This window comes from Longispora urticae, assembly GCF_053902585.1.
This window is the reverse complement of sequence record NZ_JAQZSH010000049.1, coordinates 68,764-83,222: the sequence shown is the minus strand read 5'-3', so window position 1 is coordinate 83,222 and position 14,459 is coordinate 68,764. Positions and strand designations below refer to the sequence as shown.

At 73.4% G+C, this 14,459-nt stretch carries 10 protein-coding genes; 4 read left to right on the top strand and 6 right to left on the bottom strand.

Annotated features, from left to right (window positions below):
• A partial coding sequence (locus PT931_RS33625) for a hypothetical protein (protein ID WP_456249748.1) occupies positions 1-1,092 on the top strand: 1,092 nt, incomplete at its 5' end.
• Positions 1,093-1,141: 49 nt separating this feature from the next.
• Here the strand turns inward: PT931_RS33625 and PT931_RS33620 are convergent.
• Positions 1,142-2,023, bottom strand: coding sequence for an MEDS domain-containing protein (locus PT931_RS33620; RefSeq protein WP_456249747.1), 882 nt, complete (start codon positions 2,021-2,023; stop codon positions 1,142-1,144).
• A gap of 190 nt (positions 2,024-2,213) precedes the next feature.
• The gene (locus tag PT931_RS33615) at positions 2,214-4,418 is read right to left on the bottom strand and encodes an MMPL family transporter (RefSeq protein WP_456249746.1); all 2,205 of its coding nucleotides are present in this window, start codon (positions 4,416-4,418) and stop codon (positions 2,214-2,216) included.
• Between the two features lie 134 nt (positions 4,419-4,552).
• On the opposite strand from PT931_RS33615, the gene PT931_RS33610 reads away from it, so the two are divergent.
• Positions 4,553-5,305 carry a TetR/AcrR family transcriptional regulator gene (locus tag PT931_RS33610; protein WP_456249745.1) on the top strand — a complete coding sequence of 251 codons (753 nt, stop codon included), beginning with the start codon at positions 4,553-4,555 and terminating at the stop codon, positions 5,303-5,305.
• A gap of 25 nt (positions 5,306-5,330) precedes the next feature.
• Here the strand turns inward: PT931_RS33610 and PT931_RS33605 are convergent, their stop codons facing one another.
• A complete protein-coding gene (locus PT931_RS33605; protein WP_456249744.1) occupies positions 5,331-5,921 on the bottom strand; it encodes a putative glycolipid-binding domain-containing protein in 591 nt (196 codons plus the stop codon).
• Positions 5,922-6,068: 147 nt separating this feature from the next.
• Between PT931_RS33605 and PT931_RS33600 the strand changes: the two genes are divergently transcribed.
• Positions 6,069-8,411 (top strand): cellulose binding domain-containing protein, encoded by a 2,343-nt coding sequence (locus tag PT931_RS33600; RefSeq protein ID WP_456249743.1) that lies wholly within the window; start codon positions 6,069-6,071, stop codon positions 8,409-8,411.
• Between the two features lie 106 nt (positions 8,412-8,517).
• On the opposite strand, the gene PT931_RS33595 is transcribed toward PT931_RS33600, so the two are convergent.
• Both PT931_RS33595 and PT931_RS33590 read right to left on the bottom strand, forming a co-directional pair.
• The gene (locus tag PT931_RS33595; RefSeq protein ID WP_456249742.1) at positions 8,518-9,165 is read right to left on the bottom strand and encodes a hypothetical protein; all 648 of its coding nucleotides are present in this window, start codon (positions 9,163-9,165) and stop codon (positions 8,518-8,520) included.
• A gap of 155 nt (positions 9,166-9,320) precedes the next feature.
• Positions 9,321-12,770, bottom strand: a complete 3,450-nt coding sequence (locus PT931_RS33590; RefSeq protein ID WP_456249741.1) for a S8 family peptidase — start codon at positions 12,768-12,770, stop codon at positions 9,321-9,323.
• A 116-nt stretch (positions 12,771-12,886) separates the two neighbouring features.
• Between PT931_RS33590 and PT931_RS33585 the strand changes: the two genes are divergently transcribed.
• Positions 12,887-13,867 carry a helix-turn-helix domain-containing protein gene (locus PT931_RS33585; protein WP_363720588.1) on the top strand — a complete coding sequence of 327 codons (981 nt, stop codon included), beginning with the start codon at positions 12,887-12,889 and terminating at the stop codon, positions 13,865-13,867.
• Between the two features lie 42 nt (positions 13,868-13,909).
• Here the strand turns inward: PT931_RS33585 and lspA are convergent, their stop codons facing one another.
• Positions 13,910-14,458 (bottom strand): signal peptidase II, encoded by a 549-nt coding sequence (gene lspA, locus PT931_RS33580; protein WP_456249740.1) that lies wholly within the window; start codon positions 14,456-14,458, stop codon positions 13,910-13,912.
• Position 14,459 lies beyond the last annotated feature (1 nt).

Here is a 14,459-nt window from a genome sequence, read left to right as displayed (position 1 = left end):
CCCGGCTCGACGCGCTCCGGCCGGGTGGCCACCGGCGTGGCGGTGGCGGCCGTCGGCACGCTGTTCGCGCTGCCGGCCCCGCCGCCGCTGACCCCGCCGGCCGCCTCCGCCCCGCAGACCACCGGCCCGCCGGTGCCCCTGGAGACGGCCTGGCCGGCCGCCGTGCCCGGCACGATCCCCGGCGCGCAGCCGGACGGCAGCACGTTCCTGCCGTTGCTGGTCCTCGGTCCGGACCTCTCCACCGGGATGAGCAGCGGCGCGGGCCGGGCCCCGGCGTACGTGCTGCGGTCGCCCGCCGGGATCCGGGAACTGTCCCCGAACGTGACGGGCATGGCCCGGTCGCTCGACGCGTACACGTCCGCGGCCGGGCAGTTGTTCTGGTTCCTCAACGTCAAGGACATCTCCGGCGGGGCGCACCAGACGCTGTGGACCGCCGACGTGGCCGGCGGCGAGTCCCGGGTGCTGGCCACCGAGACGGGGACGCCCCGGCTGCGCGGCGGCTCCCTGGACCTCCAGGTGGTCGACGGCACGGTCCGCTGGGTCGCCGACGGGCCGGGCGGGGACACGGAACTGCGGTCGGTGCCGGTGGCCGGCGGGGCGGTGGCCGTGGCGCGGTACCCGGGAAAGTTCGTCCTGTCGCAGTGGCCCTGGGGTTCGCCCGCCGTGAGCACCTCGGGCTCGCCCGTCGAGCTGCTCAACTTCGAGACCCGGGCGAAGCTGAAGGTGCCCGCGGCCAAGGGGCGCAACCTCAACTGCGGCCCGGTGTGGTGCCGGTCCACGGACGACGCGACGCTGGAGCTGCGCCGGGTGGACGGCACCGACGTGCGGCCGATCGGGGGCCGCGAGGTCGGGCTCATCGGATACCCGATCGGTCGCGTGCGGGACCTGGACATCTTCACGGGCGCGATCTCGAACACGATGGCGGGCCCGGTCAGACCCCTCATCGTGTACGACATCGCGGGCCGCCGCTCCGTGCTGGTGTCGGCGGTGGCGGGGGCGGTCGGGGCGCGCGGCGACTATCTGCTGTGGTCGACCGGGGACAACGAGGGCATGGTGTGGCACTTCCTGGATCTGCGCACCCTGCGGTCCTGAGACCCGCGCACGGCCGGTCCGGTCGGCTGAACCCGGGCGCCGGCCCGGCTCAGCGGGCCGGGACCACCTGGAGCCCGCCGTCGTCGCTGCCCGGCACCATCCCGACCAGCTGGGCCAGCGACGCCGAGCACCCCCACAGCACCAGCCCCGCCGGGGACGCCCGCGCCGCCCGGACGAACAGCGTCGCCGTCGGCGCGTCCGCGAAGGTCAGCGCCGACACGTCCACCACCAACGGGCCCTCCCCCGCCCCGGGCTCGTCGAACAGGGCACTGAGCAGCGCCGCCAGCGCCGGCCGGTTGGACATGTCCGCCTCGCCGACCAGCCGCAGCCCCACCGGACGCTCGGTGCGCGCCATCCGCAGCAGCGGCGTCCACGGGCCGTCGTGCCCGTCGCCGGCCCGGCACGTCGCCGGGTGCGCGGACGCGATCCGGCTCAGCGCGGCCGGCGGGAACAGGCGGCGGTCGTACAGGCACAGGCCCATCGCGTAGCCGTCGGCGAAGACCCGGTTGGCCCGGGCCTCGTACCAGGCGACCCGGTGCGCGCCGGCCACCGAACCGGACAGCCAGGACCGGTCCGCGACCAGCCGGACGCCCCGGTAGCCGGCGGCGCGGGCCGCGTCCAGCCGGTGCGTCCAGCCCGACAGGACGGCGGCCGGCCGGAACTCGCCCCCGCTGAGGTACGTGTCGGGCACCGTCACGATCTGGAGCTGCCCGGTGGCCACCAGCGCCGGGACGTGCACGCCGTGCGCGGTCAGCCGGTCGGCGATCTCGGCCCGGGGCGCGCCGGGCGCGGAGTAGATGACCCGGTGGCCGTCGCGGGTGCCGGCGGCCACGTACCGGGCCACGGCGGCCGCGCACCGGGCGTCGTCGTCGAACGTCCAGCACACGTGGTCGCCGAGCCGGAGCTGGTCGACGGCGGTGGGGTCGGCCATCCGGTTACCCCCTCTGTCGGCGCGACGCGACGCGCGTGCCCGGCGGGGTGCACCTGAACGGACGCTCGCCCCGACGGTAGATGGTCCATCCGACGCGGGCAACAGTCCGAAGGTTCCACTCCGGTGGCGGTCCGGACAGGGCTCCGCCGCGCCGGGACGGGGAGTCCGGGCGCGGCGGAGGTCGGGCGGGTCAGGCCGGGGGCGGGCCCTCGATGTGCAGCTGCGGCACCCGGCGGTCCAACCAGGCCGGCAGCCACCAGTTGCGGTCGCCGAGCAGGTGCATCACGGCCGGGACGAGCAGCATCCGGACCAGGGTGGCGTCGATCAGGATGGCCGAGGCCATGCCCACGCCGATCACCTTGATGGGCACCTCGGGGGCCGGGACGAACGCGGCGAACACCGCGACCATGATGGCCGCCGCCGCCGTGATCACCCGGGCGGTGCCGGCGAGGCCGATCACGATGGACTCGCTGTTGCTCCGGGTCCGCAGCCAGGCCTCGCGCATCCGGCTGACCAGGAACACCTCGTAGTCCATCGACAGTCCGAACAGGACCGCGAAGGTGAGCACGGGCACGAACGCCGGCAGCGGGGTCGGGTTGTCGATCCCGATCAGCTGCCCGGCCCAGCCGCCGCGCAGCACGAGGGCGACGACCCCGTAGGCGGCGGCGACCGACAGCAGGTTCATCACGGCGGCCTTCAGGGCGACGGCCACGCTGCGGAAGGCCAGCAGGAGGAGCAGCATCGACACGATCACCACGCCGCCGACCAGCAGCGGGAGCCGTTTGACGATGTTGGCCGAGCTGTCGATGGCGGTCGCGGTCAACCCGCCGACGTGCACGGGGGTACCCGCCGCGGCGGTCGCCGGGATCACGTCCTCGCGCAGGGCCCGGACCAGGTCCTCGGTGGCCGTGTCCTGCGGCCCGGTCTTCGGGATGACGGTGAACACGGCCGAGCCGCCGTTCACCTGCACCGGGCTGACGGCCGCGATGCCGGGGGTGGTGCCCAGCTTCGTGACCAGGGCGTCGAGTGCGGCGGTGTCGCGGGACGCGGGCAGTTCCGCCACGAGGAGCAGCGGGCCGTTGGCGCCGGGGCCGAAGCTGGCGGCCACCGTGTCGTACGCGCGGCGGGTGGACCGGCCGTCCGGGTCGTTGCCCGCGTCGGGGAAGCCGAACCGGACGTCGAGGAACGGCGCGGCCAGGGCGAGCAGCACGACCACCCCGGCGAGCGCGGCGAGGACCCGGTGCCGTTCGACGTACCGGCTCCAGCGCAGCCAGCCGGGGCTGATCACGTTGGCGGCGCGGGCGGCCCTGCGGCGGGGCAGCGGGATCCGCAGCTTGTCGACGTTCTTGCCGAGGTAGCCGAGCAGCGCCGGGAACAGGGTCGCCGAGGCGGCCAGGACGACGAGGACGGACAGGATCGCCGCGAACGCCGCGCCCCGCATGAACGACAGCCCCATCGCGAACAGGCCCAGCATGCTGACGATGACCGTGATGCCGGCGACGAGCACCGACCGGCCGGCGGTGTCCAGGGTGGCGACGGTCGCGGCCTCCGGTTCCAGCCCCTCGGCGCGCCACTCGCGGAACCGGGTGACCAGGAGCAGGACGTAGTCGATGCCGACGCCGATGCCCATCATGGCCGCGAGCGACGTGGACCAGTCGGGTACCGGCATGACCGCGGCGACGATCGGGATGAGCAGGCTGCTGACCGCCAGTCCGGCGAGCGCGGTGAGCAGGGGCAGGCCGGCGGCGACGATCGAGCCGAAGGTGAGCAGCAGGATCAGCGCGGCGGCGACCATGCCGATCCCCTCGGAGCCGATCGCGCCCTGCTCGGCCATCTGGACGGCCTCGCCGCCGAGGCTGACGGTGAGCCCGCCGCCGGCCCCGTCGGCGAGGTCCAGGAGCCGGCGGGTGTCGGCCTTGGGCATGTCGGTGGGGTTGTCCACGTCGAGGACCAGCTTGGCGATGGCGGTCCTCCCCTCGGGGAGCGCCATCGCGCCGCGCGCCGGGTCCGGGGCCTCCGCACTCCGGACGTGCGGCACCTTGGCCATCTCGGCGAGCAGCGCGTCGACCCGCGCCTTGCCGGCCGGGGTCAGCAGGCTCTCCTCGGACGCCAGGACCACGCTGATCGTGTCGCCGGACTGGGCCGGGAAGTTCTTCGCGAACAGCTCCTGGGCGGCCCGGGAGTCCGAGCCCGGCGCGGTGTAGTCGGCGCTGTACTTGCCGCCGAACGCCGTGGACAGGCCGAACACGACCGCCAGGGTGAGCAGCCACAGCAGGACCGTGGTGCCCCGGCGCCGGTAGCTCCAGCCCGCGAGCCGGCCGAGGGGGCCGGGCGGGGGCGGTGGCGCGGTGGCCCCGTCTTGGGCTGCCCGGTCGTCGAGCAGGGGCTGGGCCATGGAGTCCTCCGGGGGGGGTAGTGAGGCCACGTCAATTGAGTTACGCCTCATAACTGTTACGATGTGCCGTAACCTTGTCAAGCGGCCGCCCGACGATGTGGCCCGCACCACTACCGAATCGGAACGGAGGCCACATGTCCGCCCACAGCACCGCCGCCGAGCGGGCCGCCGGCCTGGCCGAGCCACCCAACCGCCGGCAGCGCGCCCGCGCCGCGACCCTCGACGAGATCAAGCAGACGGCCCTGGACCTGATGCGCGAACAGGGCACGGTCGACGTCCGGTTCACCGACATCGCCCGGGCGATGGGCCTGACCCCGCCCGCGCTGTACCGGTACTTCGCCGACCGCGACGAGCTGCTCACCGCGATGGTCACCGACTCCTTCGTGGACCTCGGCAGCACGCTCGCCGAGGCGCGGGAGTCCGTGGCGCCGGAGGACCTGGGCGGCCGGTTCGTGGCCACCTGCGCGGCGTACCGGACCTGGGCGGCGGCCAGCCCGCAGCGCTTCTCCCTGATCTTCGGCGTGCCCGTGCCGGGGTACGCGGCCCCGGTCGACGGCCCCACCACCGACGCCGCCCAGCGCGCCATGGCCAACCTGGCAGGCCTGGTCCTGGCGAACCAGCAGGGCGGGCGGCTCGGCGCGCCCCTGGTCGGCGACGTGAGCGCCGCGTTCACCGCGTTCGCGACCCACAAGCTGGAGGAGTACGCCGACGCGATCAGCCCGGCCACCTACCAGGCGATGCTGCTGGCCTGGTCGGCGCTGCACGGGTTCGTGTCCCTGGAGGCCAACGGGCAGTTCGGCTGGATGGAGCCGGTGCTGCGCGACGAGCTGTTCCGGGCGCAGGTGCGGGTCGCGGCGGTCATCCTCGGACTGAACCCGCCGGACTAGGGCGACCCGTACCCGGAAAAGGGCTCTAGATCTGGTTCGCCAGGCCCGGGTAGTGCGTGACGTAACCGTGGTCGTCGATGGCGAGTTCGGCGGTGAAGCCGAGCGAGGTGTAGCCGATCCGGCCCGCGCCGAGCACCGTGTAGGTCTGCTCGTGCGGGTAGATCTCCAGGGTCGGCACCCGGACGAACGCCATGGTCAGCTTGTGTTTCGTGCCGATCTGCGCGGACAGCAGGTCGAGCCGGCGGATCGGCAGCGTGTTCGTCAGCGGGCACAGCCCGAGGTCGACGTCCACCGCCTCCTCCAGCCGGTCGGCGTCCTCGATGCCGGGCAGCGAGCCGTCGAGCCGGCCCTCCTCCCCCGTGGCCACCCGCCACCGGCCGGCCGCGTGTTCGAGGCGGGCGGTGCGCCGCCAACCGACCCCGGTGACGTCGACATCCAGCCGCCGGGTGCGCCACAGCTCGTCGGTGGCCAGCGAGTACCGCACCGTGTAGGGGGTCCCGCCGCCCACCACCGCCGTCCCCTCGGCGGTGAGGCCGGCGTGCTCGCGGAACAGTGCCAGCTCGGTGCCGGGCGGCTCGATGCGCTGCCACGCGCGGCTGGTCGGGTACACCGTCATGGCCTCGACCATAGCGGGACAGAGGCGCCGGCACCCGAACAACGCGCGTTCATGTACGTGTACGCCGTGCCAGATTCTGAACGGTAGTTGACCGGTTGGCATCGAGACCCTTGACTGTAAGAAACCTTGCCTATCCCGGAGGTACCCGTGCCCCGAATCCGTGCGCCCTGGCTCGCGACGGCGGCGGTCGCGTCCGTCGCGGTCCTCGCAGCGGCCCCCCTCGCCCTGTCCGCCCCGACCACCCCGGGCGCCGCCCCCGGCCTGAACCTGTCCGCCGCCAACCGCCGCGCCCCGGTCACGGGCCTGTACGACTGGAGCCACGCCGGCTACCGGGGCGGCGCGGACCTGCCCGGCACCGGCGACATCAACCCGGCCGCCGCCTGCCAGATCACCCCCGCCGAACTGGCCCAGCTCGGGGCCACCCCCGGGGACGGCGTGGACGACACGGCAGGCATCCAGGCCGCGATCGACGCGGTGAAGGCGAACTGCTCCCCGAGCGCCTCGTACTCCACACTGAGCCTGATCTCGTTGCCCTCCGGCGTGCTCAACGTATCCCGGGAGCTGCACGTCGACGCCGACTACCTGGTGATCCGGGGCACCGGGGCCGACACCCGGATCGTCTACCGGCCCGACGCGAACACCCGCTACGACACCCTCACCCCCGACGGCTCCAACTGGGACCAGGACACCATGGTGTCCGGGCAGGGCAAGGGCGGCTGGCTGTGGCCCGGCCGGGGCCTGTTCCGGGTCCAGTCCCGGGGCGTGCACACCGCCTACGCGTCCGACTACGCCGCCGCGCCCGCCAACCGCAAGGACATCTTCGAGGGCACCGTCAACGTGCACTGGAAGGTCGGCGTGAAGCTGCGCGACAAGCCCGGCGACCCCGGGTTCGCGGGCCGCACCGGCGACACCGTCGTGCACCTGGCCAGCAGCGGCTCCCTCGCCGCGCTGGTCCCGGGCGGGCTGGTCAACATCCGGGCCGCGAACTCGACGAAGTTCTACGAGCAGCAGCAGGCCCTGCCCACCGACCGGCCGTTGCAGAACCTGCACATGCGCCAGCAGCTGTTCACGATCGCCGCCGTCGACGCGACCGGCCGCACGATCACCCTCGACAAGCCCCTCGAGTACGACGTCCCGGTCACCTCCGTGTCCGACGGCTCCGCCCCGATCGAGGGCGCCGCCTACGAGTCCAAGGCCTCGCCCATCGTGGACCCGGTCCTCGGCGTCGGCTTCGAGAACCTCAGCCTCACCCAGGACGAGCCCGGGCTCAACCGCGCCGACGCCGTGCACAACTACGGCAACATGGACCCCGCCGGGGAGATGCACGGCATCGTCTTCAAATGGGCCGCGAACTCGTGGGTACGGGGCGTCCGCGCCGAGATGACCGGCTCGCACCCCATCGTCACCGAGGAGGCGAAGAACCTCCAGATCGTCGACAACTCCCTCGACGGCGCCTGGAACAAGGGCAAGGGCGGCAACGGGTACTTCCGGGGCTCCCGGGTCTGGGACTCCCTGTACGCGGGCAACACGTCGCGCAACCTGCGGCACTTCACCTTCCAGTGGTCCGCGTCCGGCAACGTCGTGATCGGCAACGACCTCGACTCCGACCTCAACCTGCACGGCGGCTGGGAACGCAACAACCTGTTCGAGCTGAACACGGTCCGGGTGCCCTACGCCCACCGGTCCGGCAGCTGTACGGCCAACTGCGGCGAGGAGGGCGGCGGGGCCCCCGACGACTCGAACTGGTTCCCGATCTGGTGGGGCGCCGGGAAGAAGGCCGTCAAGTGGTCCGGGGCGTCCGGGCCGCGCAACGTGTTCTTCAACAACGCGATGACCAAGCAGCTCGGCTCCGACAGCGCGCCCTACGGGGACTACTACGCCGACCGGCACCGGGTGTACCAGTTCGGCTGGAACGGCACCGGGTACCAGCACCTGGATGTCGCCGGCGCGCCCATCGCGGACTGGGCGCAGAACGAGCAGCGCGACTACGCGGGCGGGCACGGGGTGGACGCGACCCGGACGGACCCGGGGGCCTCGCTGTTCCTGAAGTCGGTCGGCGCGCCCCCGACCTCCGCACCCCCGACCACCGGGCCGCCCACCTCGGCGCCGCCCTCGTCGGCGCCGCCCTCGTCCGCGCCGCCGACCAGCCGGCCGCCGACGTCCGCTCCGCCGAGCACTCCCCCGACCGGCGGGCTGACCGCGACGTTCGCCCAGACGTCGGTGTGGGGCAACGGGTACGGCGCGACGTACACGCTGCGCAATCCCGGGACGGCGGCCGTCACCGGGTGGGTGGTCGAGTTCGACCTGCCGGCCGGGTCGACGGTGTCGAGTGCGTGGAGCGCGACCATGACCCGGACCGGTCAGCACTACCGGTTCGTGAACCTGGGCTGGAACGCGACCGTCAAGCCCGGCGGGACGGCCAGCTTCGGATTCAACGTGGCCGGGCTCGGCGTGCCCGCACGCTGCACCGTGAACGGGACCGCCTGCTGAGACCGCGTTCCCGGGGGTGACCGTGCCGGCGCCCCCGGGAACGCCCCGGCTCCGGGCGGCCCGATTACCCCGGTCGGCACCCGGGTCCGGGCGGCGCCGGACCCCGTCAGACCCGGAAGGCCAGGTTCACGATCACGAAGATGTACACCAGGGTCGCCACCGAACCGACGCCCACCACCACCCCGGGATGCGTCTGGAGCCACGGCATCCGTACCCCCGGGAAGGTCTGTCGCAGGTTCTCCCACCGCACGGTCTCCGGCTCGGCCACCGGCACCGCGAGCCGGCGCAGCAGCCGCCCGAACTCCTCCGCCCGCCACAGCCGGGTGTCCAGCACGAACGGCCGCGCGTGGCTGGTCGTCAGCACCAGCCGGCCAGGGCGGACCCCGTCGGTGCCGACCTTCACCGCCACCGGGTACAGCCCCGTGACGTCGTCCATCGGCACGACCAGGACCGGCCAGCGCCAGGCGTTGCGGACCGTCATCCGCTCGCCGTCGAGGATGATCCGCGCGTTGAGCCGGCGCAGGACGAGCAGGCCGCCGACCCACAGCAGCGGCAGACCGAGGCCGAGCACGGTCCCGATCAGGGCGCCGTTGACGCCGGCGCCCTCGTCGGTCCGGCCGCCGGCGAGCATCCGGAAGAAGAACAGCACCATCCCGATCAGCAGGAACGGCGCGAGGACGACCAGGCGGGCCACGTAGACCCGGTTGTCGGGAAGGACCCACAGGGGGGCGGTGGACCGCCGGCCGGTTGCCATCCGCCCAGCATTCCATACTGGACTGACCGGATGACCCCGTTGAAACCGGCGGAACCGGCCGCCGCCCGACCTCCGCGCCGGACCGGCTCGGCACCCCGCCCCGGACGCGCGAGGGCCCGCGACCTGGCATGGTCGCGGGCCCCCTCACCGGTGCTCTACCTCAGGCCGTAGGCCCGTTCGATCCGCTCCGTGAACGTGTTGCCCGCCGCGTCGGTCACCGTGAACCGCAGCGACACGAACTTCCCGCCGCTCCGCTTCGGGTGCTCGACGGTGGCCGTCCACGCCGTGCCCCGGCCGCCGACCTTCGCCGGCTTCCAGGTCGCGCCGTCGTCGTAGGACACCTCGGCGGTGAGCTTCTTCACGGCCGAGGCCGCCGCGCCCTTCTCCCGCTCCACCGCCACCGGGATGGTGAAGGAGCCGGCCGGCGCGCGGTTCTCCGCGTCCAGCGCCGGGGTCAGCCGCACGGCCTGCATCGACAGCGGCGCGACGGTGTCACCCTTGCCCGTCTTCGACGTGAAGGTCCACTCCGCCTTGTACGAGGTCGACAGCCGCGAGTCGCCCGGATCGGCCATGTGCGCGACGACGACCTTGTAGTTCGCCTCGGTCGGGTCCGGGGGCAGCTGGATGCCCCAGGGGGTGTACCGCCCGGCGTAGATCCGCTCGCCGTTGCGGTAGATCACGAGCTTGGTGAGGAAGTTGTCGTGCTCGGCGACCAGGTGCTCGCGGACACCGTTGGCGCCCAGCTGCATGCCCAGCCAGAGGGTGTCGCCGACCCGCCGGTTCCCGGCGATCTCGGGGTCGAGACCGACCGCGAACACGGCCCCGTTCCACACCTCGGACTGCTTCCTGCCCGCCTTGAACACGCGCGGGTTGCCGATCGTCAGCCGGTCGAAGTTGTTCCACGAGTCCGGCGGCGAGTGCAGCTGCATGAACGTCGGCGCCCAGCTCAGGGCCGAGTGCGTCGAGTAGTAGTCGGTCCGGGTGAACGGCAGCGGGAAGTCGCCGACCGTGTCGTTGAACCGGCCCACGTCGCGGCCGTACAGCAGCGGGTTGACCGAGTGCGTGCCCAGGTGCTCGTCCGCGGTCGACGCGAAGGTGGTGTCCACTTTGGCCAGCTCCGAGGCGCTGGGCCGGTAGCCGCCGCCGTCGGCCGGCACCTTGCCGGGGACGACCCGGGACAGGTGGTAGACGTACGGGCTGGCGTCGAACGTGCCGTCGCCCTTCGGCTTCGCCCACTGGGTGAAGTTCTGGTAGACGAACTGGTTGCTGCCCGTTCCCACGCTCGGCAGGACGTAGAGCCCCTCGATCGTGGTGCCGCCGATCGCGGACCGCTGGTCGAGCGCCGTGACGTAGTCCTGGCCGGAGGTGAGCTGCACCGTGCCGACCGTGAAGCTGGCGATCCGCGCGGAACGGTCCGGCGCGCTGTTCACGATGGCCTTGCCCTTGCGCGCGTCGAACAGCAGCATCCGGTCGGCCTTCAGGTCGAACTCGGGCTCCGCGCCCAGGGTGAGGTCCTGGAGGTCGGGGTCACCGGCGCGCGGCGAGCCCATCACGGCCGAGGCGGTGAACTTGCCGGCGTGCAGCCGGACCCGGTAGGTGTGCCCGTCGAGGCGGCCGAAGTAGGTGCGCTGCCGCTCGATGTCGTACACCCGCAGGTCCACCGCGTCGGGGACGCCCCCGGTGCGGCTGATCAGGTTGACGGCGAGGTCGTAGCTCTCCTCCTCCAGCTGCACGCCCACGGCGGTGCGGACGACGGTCTTGCCGTCGGTGGAGCGGGCGATGACGGTGCCGCTGTAGATGTTCGGCGTGCCGATCTTCGAGTCGACCTTGACCGTGGTCTTCGCGGTGCCGCCGGCCGGAACCGTCAGCTGGGTCGCGCCGAGGACGAACAGGCCGGCCGGGGCGGGCTTGCCCTTGCCGTCGAGCTCGACCTGGCTGAGCTGGAGGGTGACCGGCTTGTCGCTGTCGTTGCGGTACGTCAGGTTCTTCACCATCGGCGCGTTCGACTTGTACGGCCAGCGCACCATGCCGAAGCTCAGCGACGCCGGCTCCTGGACGACCTGCTGGCTGACCGCGCGGGCCACGTCGACCCGGCCGGCGCCCTGGATGAACGCCCCGAGCTCGGCGGCGGGGTTGGTCGAGCCCATCAGCTGGGCCTTGAGCTGCGCGGGGGTCCAGGTCGGGTGCTGCTGGGCCAGGATCGCGGCGGACCCGGTCACGTGCGGCGTCGCCATGGACGTACCGGACATCTCGGTGTAGTTTTCCTGGTCCTCGAACGGCTCGCCGGTCCCGGCCGCGCGGGCCGCGACGATGCCGACGCCCGGGGCGACCAGGTCGGGCTTGATGGCCCCGTCCCGGCGGCGCGGGCCGGTGCTGCTGTAGCCCCACACCACGTCGTTGGCGGTGGGCAGGGTCGCGCCGACGGCCAGGGCGCTGTCCGCGGTGGCCGGCGAGATGACCGAGTCGCGGCCGTAGTTGCCGGCGGCGGCGACGACCAGGGTGCCGTACTGCGCCGTGATCGCGTCCACGAACTGCTCGACGACATCGTTGTCGGGGGCGTCGGGGTTGCCGAGGCTCAGGTTGATGACCTTCGCCCCGTGGGTCGCGGCCCAGGACAGGCCCGCGATCACGCTGGAGTCGGTGCACTCGCCGTCGGTGGTGCACACCTTGCCGACCAGCAGCTTCGCGCCGGGGGCGACCCCGGTGAACCGGCCGGCGGACGCCGAACCCGAACCGGCGATCGTGGACGCGACGTGGGTGCCGTGCCCGTTGTGGTCGACGGCGTCGGCGTCCGGGGTGAAGTTCGCCGACTCCAGTACCCGGCCGGCGAGGTCGGGGTGGGTCGGGTCGTAGCCGGAGTCCAGGACGGCGACCTTGACCCCGTCACCGGTCCAACCGGCGGCCCACGCGGCCGGCGCGCCGATCCGGGCCACGCTCCGGTCGAGCTGCAGCTTGGACTTCCCGTCGAGCCAGACCTTGGCGATCGGCGCGTCGAGGGCGCGCAGGGTGCCCTTGCCGGGCGTCAGGCTCCGCCACACGTCGGCGGCCTTCGCCCGCGGCTGGGACATCGCGACCAGGTCCATGGCGCCGAGGTCGCGCACGCCGGTCGCCCCGGTCGCGGCGAAGCCGTTGGCCCGGACCCCGTTCTTCTGGTACTGCACCAGCAGCGGCAGCTCCGCGCGCGCCGCGTCGTCGTAGCCGGTCGCGACGAGGGCCGTCACGTCGAACAGCCGGGGGTCGAGCCGGCCCTGGGCGAGCATCGGCATCGCGTCGGTGGGCAGCACCGTCCAGCCCTTGGGGCCGCGCTGCCGGAGGAAGGTCACCTTGTCCCGGCCGGGCCCGGGCACGATCTCGGCGGGCGCGAACCCGTCCTTGCCGGAGCGCATGGTCACGCGGTCGCCGGTCACGAGGGTGACCTGCTTCGGCGGCTGGTAGGTCTGCGGCGCGCCGGCGGGGGCGGGGGCGGCGGGCTCGGCGGCGGCGGGGAGGGCGCCGAACGTGCTGAGCGCGGTGCCGAGTGCCACCCCGGCCACGAGGAGTAACCGGCGTCGGGACTGCGGGGACGGGGCCTGGGAGGCTGGCCGTGGATGCGGTTCGTTGAGCATTCCGTCTCCAAAGGGGGGTCGGTCGTGTGCTCTTTCTAGCCGCGCCCCGGACGATCGGCCAGGTGTGACCCCTGTCCGGTTGCGGCCCGCGCCGGAACCGGCCATGATCAAACACAATGGGAACCAGCAGCGGGGACGAGCTCGTCTTCGGCGCCGTGGGCGTCGCACCCTTCGACGAGCGGGTCTACCGCACCGTCCTGGCGGGTCCGCCGGTGACGGTGCGTGACCTGGCGACCCGGACCGGGTCGGGAATCGACAAGCTTCAGGCGGCCCTCGCGCGCCTCCGGGGATACGGGCTGGTCAGCCGCCTGTCCGGCCGGCCGCCCCGGTGGACGGCCGTCAGTCCGACCACGGCCGTGGCGGCCCTGGTCCGCAACGCGCACGAGGACCTCAGCCGGGTCACGGACACCGCCGCCGAACTCGAGGCGGTGTACCGGGCCATCGGCCAGGCCGCCCGCCCCGGCGAGGGCGTCGAACTCCTCACCAGCGCCGACGAGCTGGGCCGGTGGTTCGTCCGGCTCCAGCAGGAGGCCACCGAGGAGATCATGAGCCTGGACCGGCCGCCGTACGTGCTGGACCACAGCAACCCCCTCGAACACATGCTGCTCGGCCGCGGCGTGCGGTACCGGGCCATCTACGACCCGTCGGCGTTCGAGATCCCCGGCATCCTCGACGACGTGACCGGGCTGGCCCGCGCGGGCGAGGAGGCCCGGGTCCTCGCCGGCATCCCCGTGAAGATGGCCGTCGCCGACCGCAAGCTGGCCCTGCTGCCGCTGCACCTGGACCCGCCGATCACCCGCAGCGTCGTCATCCGGGGCACCACCCTGGTCGCGGCCCTGGTCAGCCTGTTCGAGCGGCTCTGGGACCAGGCGGTGCCGCTCACCGCGTCCGGGCCGGCGGACACCGATCCGTTGGACGCCGAGGACCGGCGGATCCTGCTCCTGCTGCTGTCCGGGCTCAAGGACGAGGCCATCGCGCGCCAGCTCGGGACGAGTACCCGGAGCCTGCGGCGCCGGATGCGGGTGCTGCTCGACGCGCTGGGGGCGGAGAACCGGTTCCAGGCGGGGGTGCAGGCGGTGCGGCGCGGGTGGGTGTGACCGGAACCGGCGCGCCGGACCGGGTCCAGCGGTGCGCGGGGCCTACCGCTTCGTGATGCTCCGCCGGGTGCCGTCCAGGTCGACACCCAGCAGGGTGGCGACGATCAGCGTGGCCACCCCGAGCGTGATCGCCGCGTCGGCGACGTTGAACGCCGGGAAGTACTGCGCGTTCGGCCCGAACACCGACACGAAGTCGACCACGTGCCCGCGCAGGAACCCGGGTGCGCGGAACAGCCGGTCGCCGAGGTTGCCGATCGTGCCGCCCAGCAGCAGGCCGAGCCCGACCGCCCAGGACACCGACCGCAGCCGGGACGCCATCCGCACGATCACCACGACGGCCACCACCGCGACCAGGGCGAACACGTAGGTCATGCCGCTGGCCATCCCGAACGCGGCGCCGGGGTTGCGGATCAGCGTGAAGTACACCAGGCCGCCGAGGAACCGGGGCTCGTCGCCCGGAGCGAGGTTGGCCACCACCAGCACCTTGGACAGGATGTCGAAGGCGGCGGCCGCGAGGGCCACCCCGGCCAGCAGCCCCACCCTGCGGCGCGCGGTCGGGACGGCGGGCGGGGCGGGGTCGCTGGTCGTCATC

Bases quoted from the DNA above. Each gene is read 5' to 3' on its own strand.
- PT931_RS33595 (WP_456249742.1), bottom strand. From the start codon at position 9,165: ATGGCAACCGGCCGGCGGTCCACCGCCCCCCTGTGGGTCCTTCCCGAC.
- PT931_RS33605 (WP_456249744.1), bottom strand. From the start codon at position 5,921: ATGACGGTGTACCCGACCAGCCGCGCGTGGCAGCGCATCGAGCCGCCC.
- PT931_RS33585 (WP_363720588.1), top strand. From the start codon at position 12,887: ATGGGAACCAGCAGCGGGGACGAGCTCGTCTTCGGCGCCGTGGGCGTC.
- PT931_RS33590 (WP_456249741.1), bottom strand. From the start codon at position 12,770: ATGCTCAACGAACCGCATCCACGGCCAGCCTCCCAGGCCCCGTCCCCG.
- PT931_RS33620 (WP_456249747.1), bottom strand. From the start codon at position 2,023: ATGGCCGACCCCACCGCCGTCGACCAGCTCCGGCTCGGCGACCACGTG.
- PT931_RS33615 (WP_456249746.1), bottom strand. From the start codon at position 4,418: ATGGCCCAGCCCCTGCTCGACGACCGGGCAGCCCAAGACGGGGCCACC.
- PT931_RS33610 (WP_456249745.1), top strand. From the start codon at position 4,553: ATGTCCGCCCACAGCACCGCCGCCGAGCGGGCCGCCGGCCTGGCCGAG.
- lspA (WP_456249740.1), bottom strand. From the start codon at position 14,458: ATGACGACCAGCGACCCCGCCCCGCCCGCCGTCCCGACCGCGCGCCGC.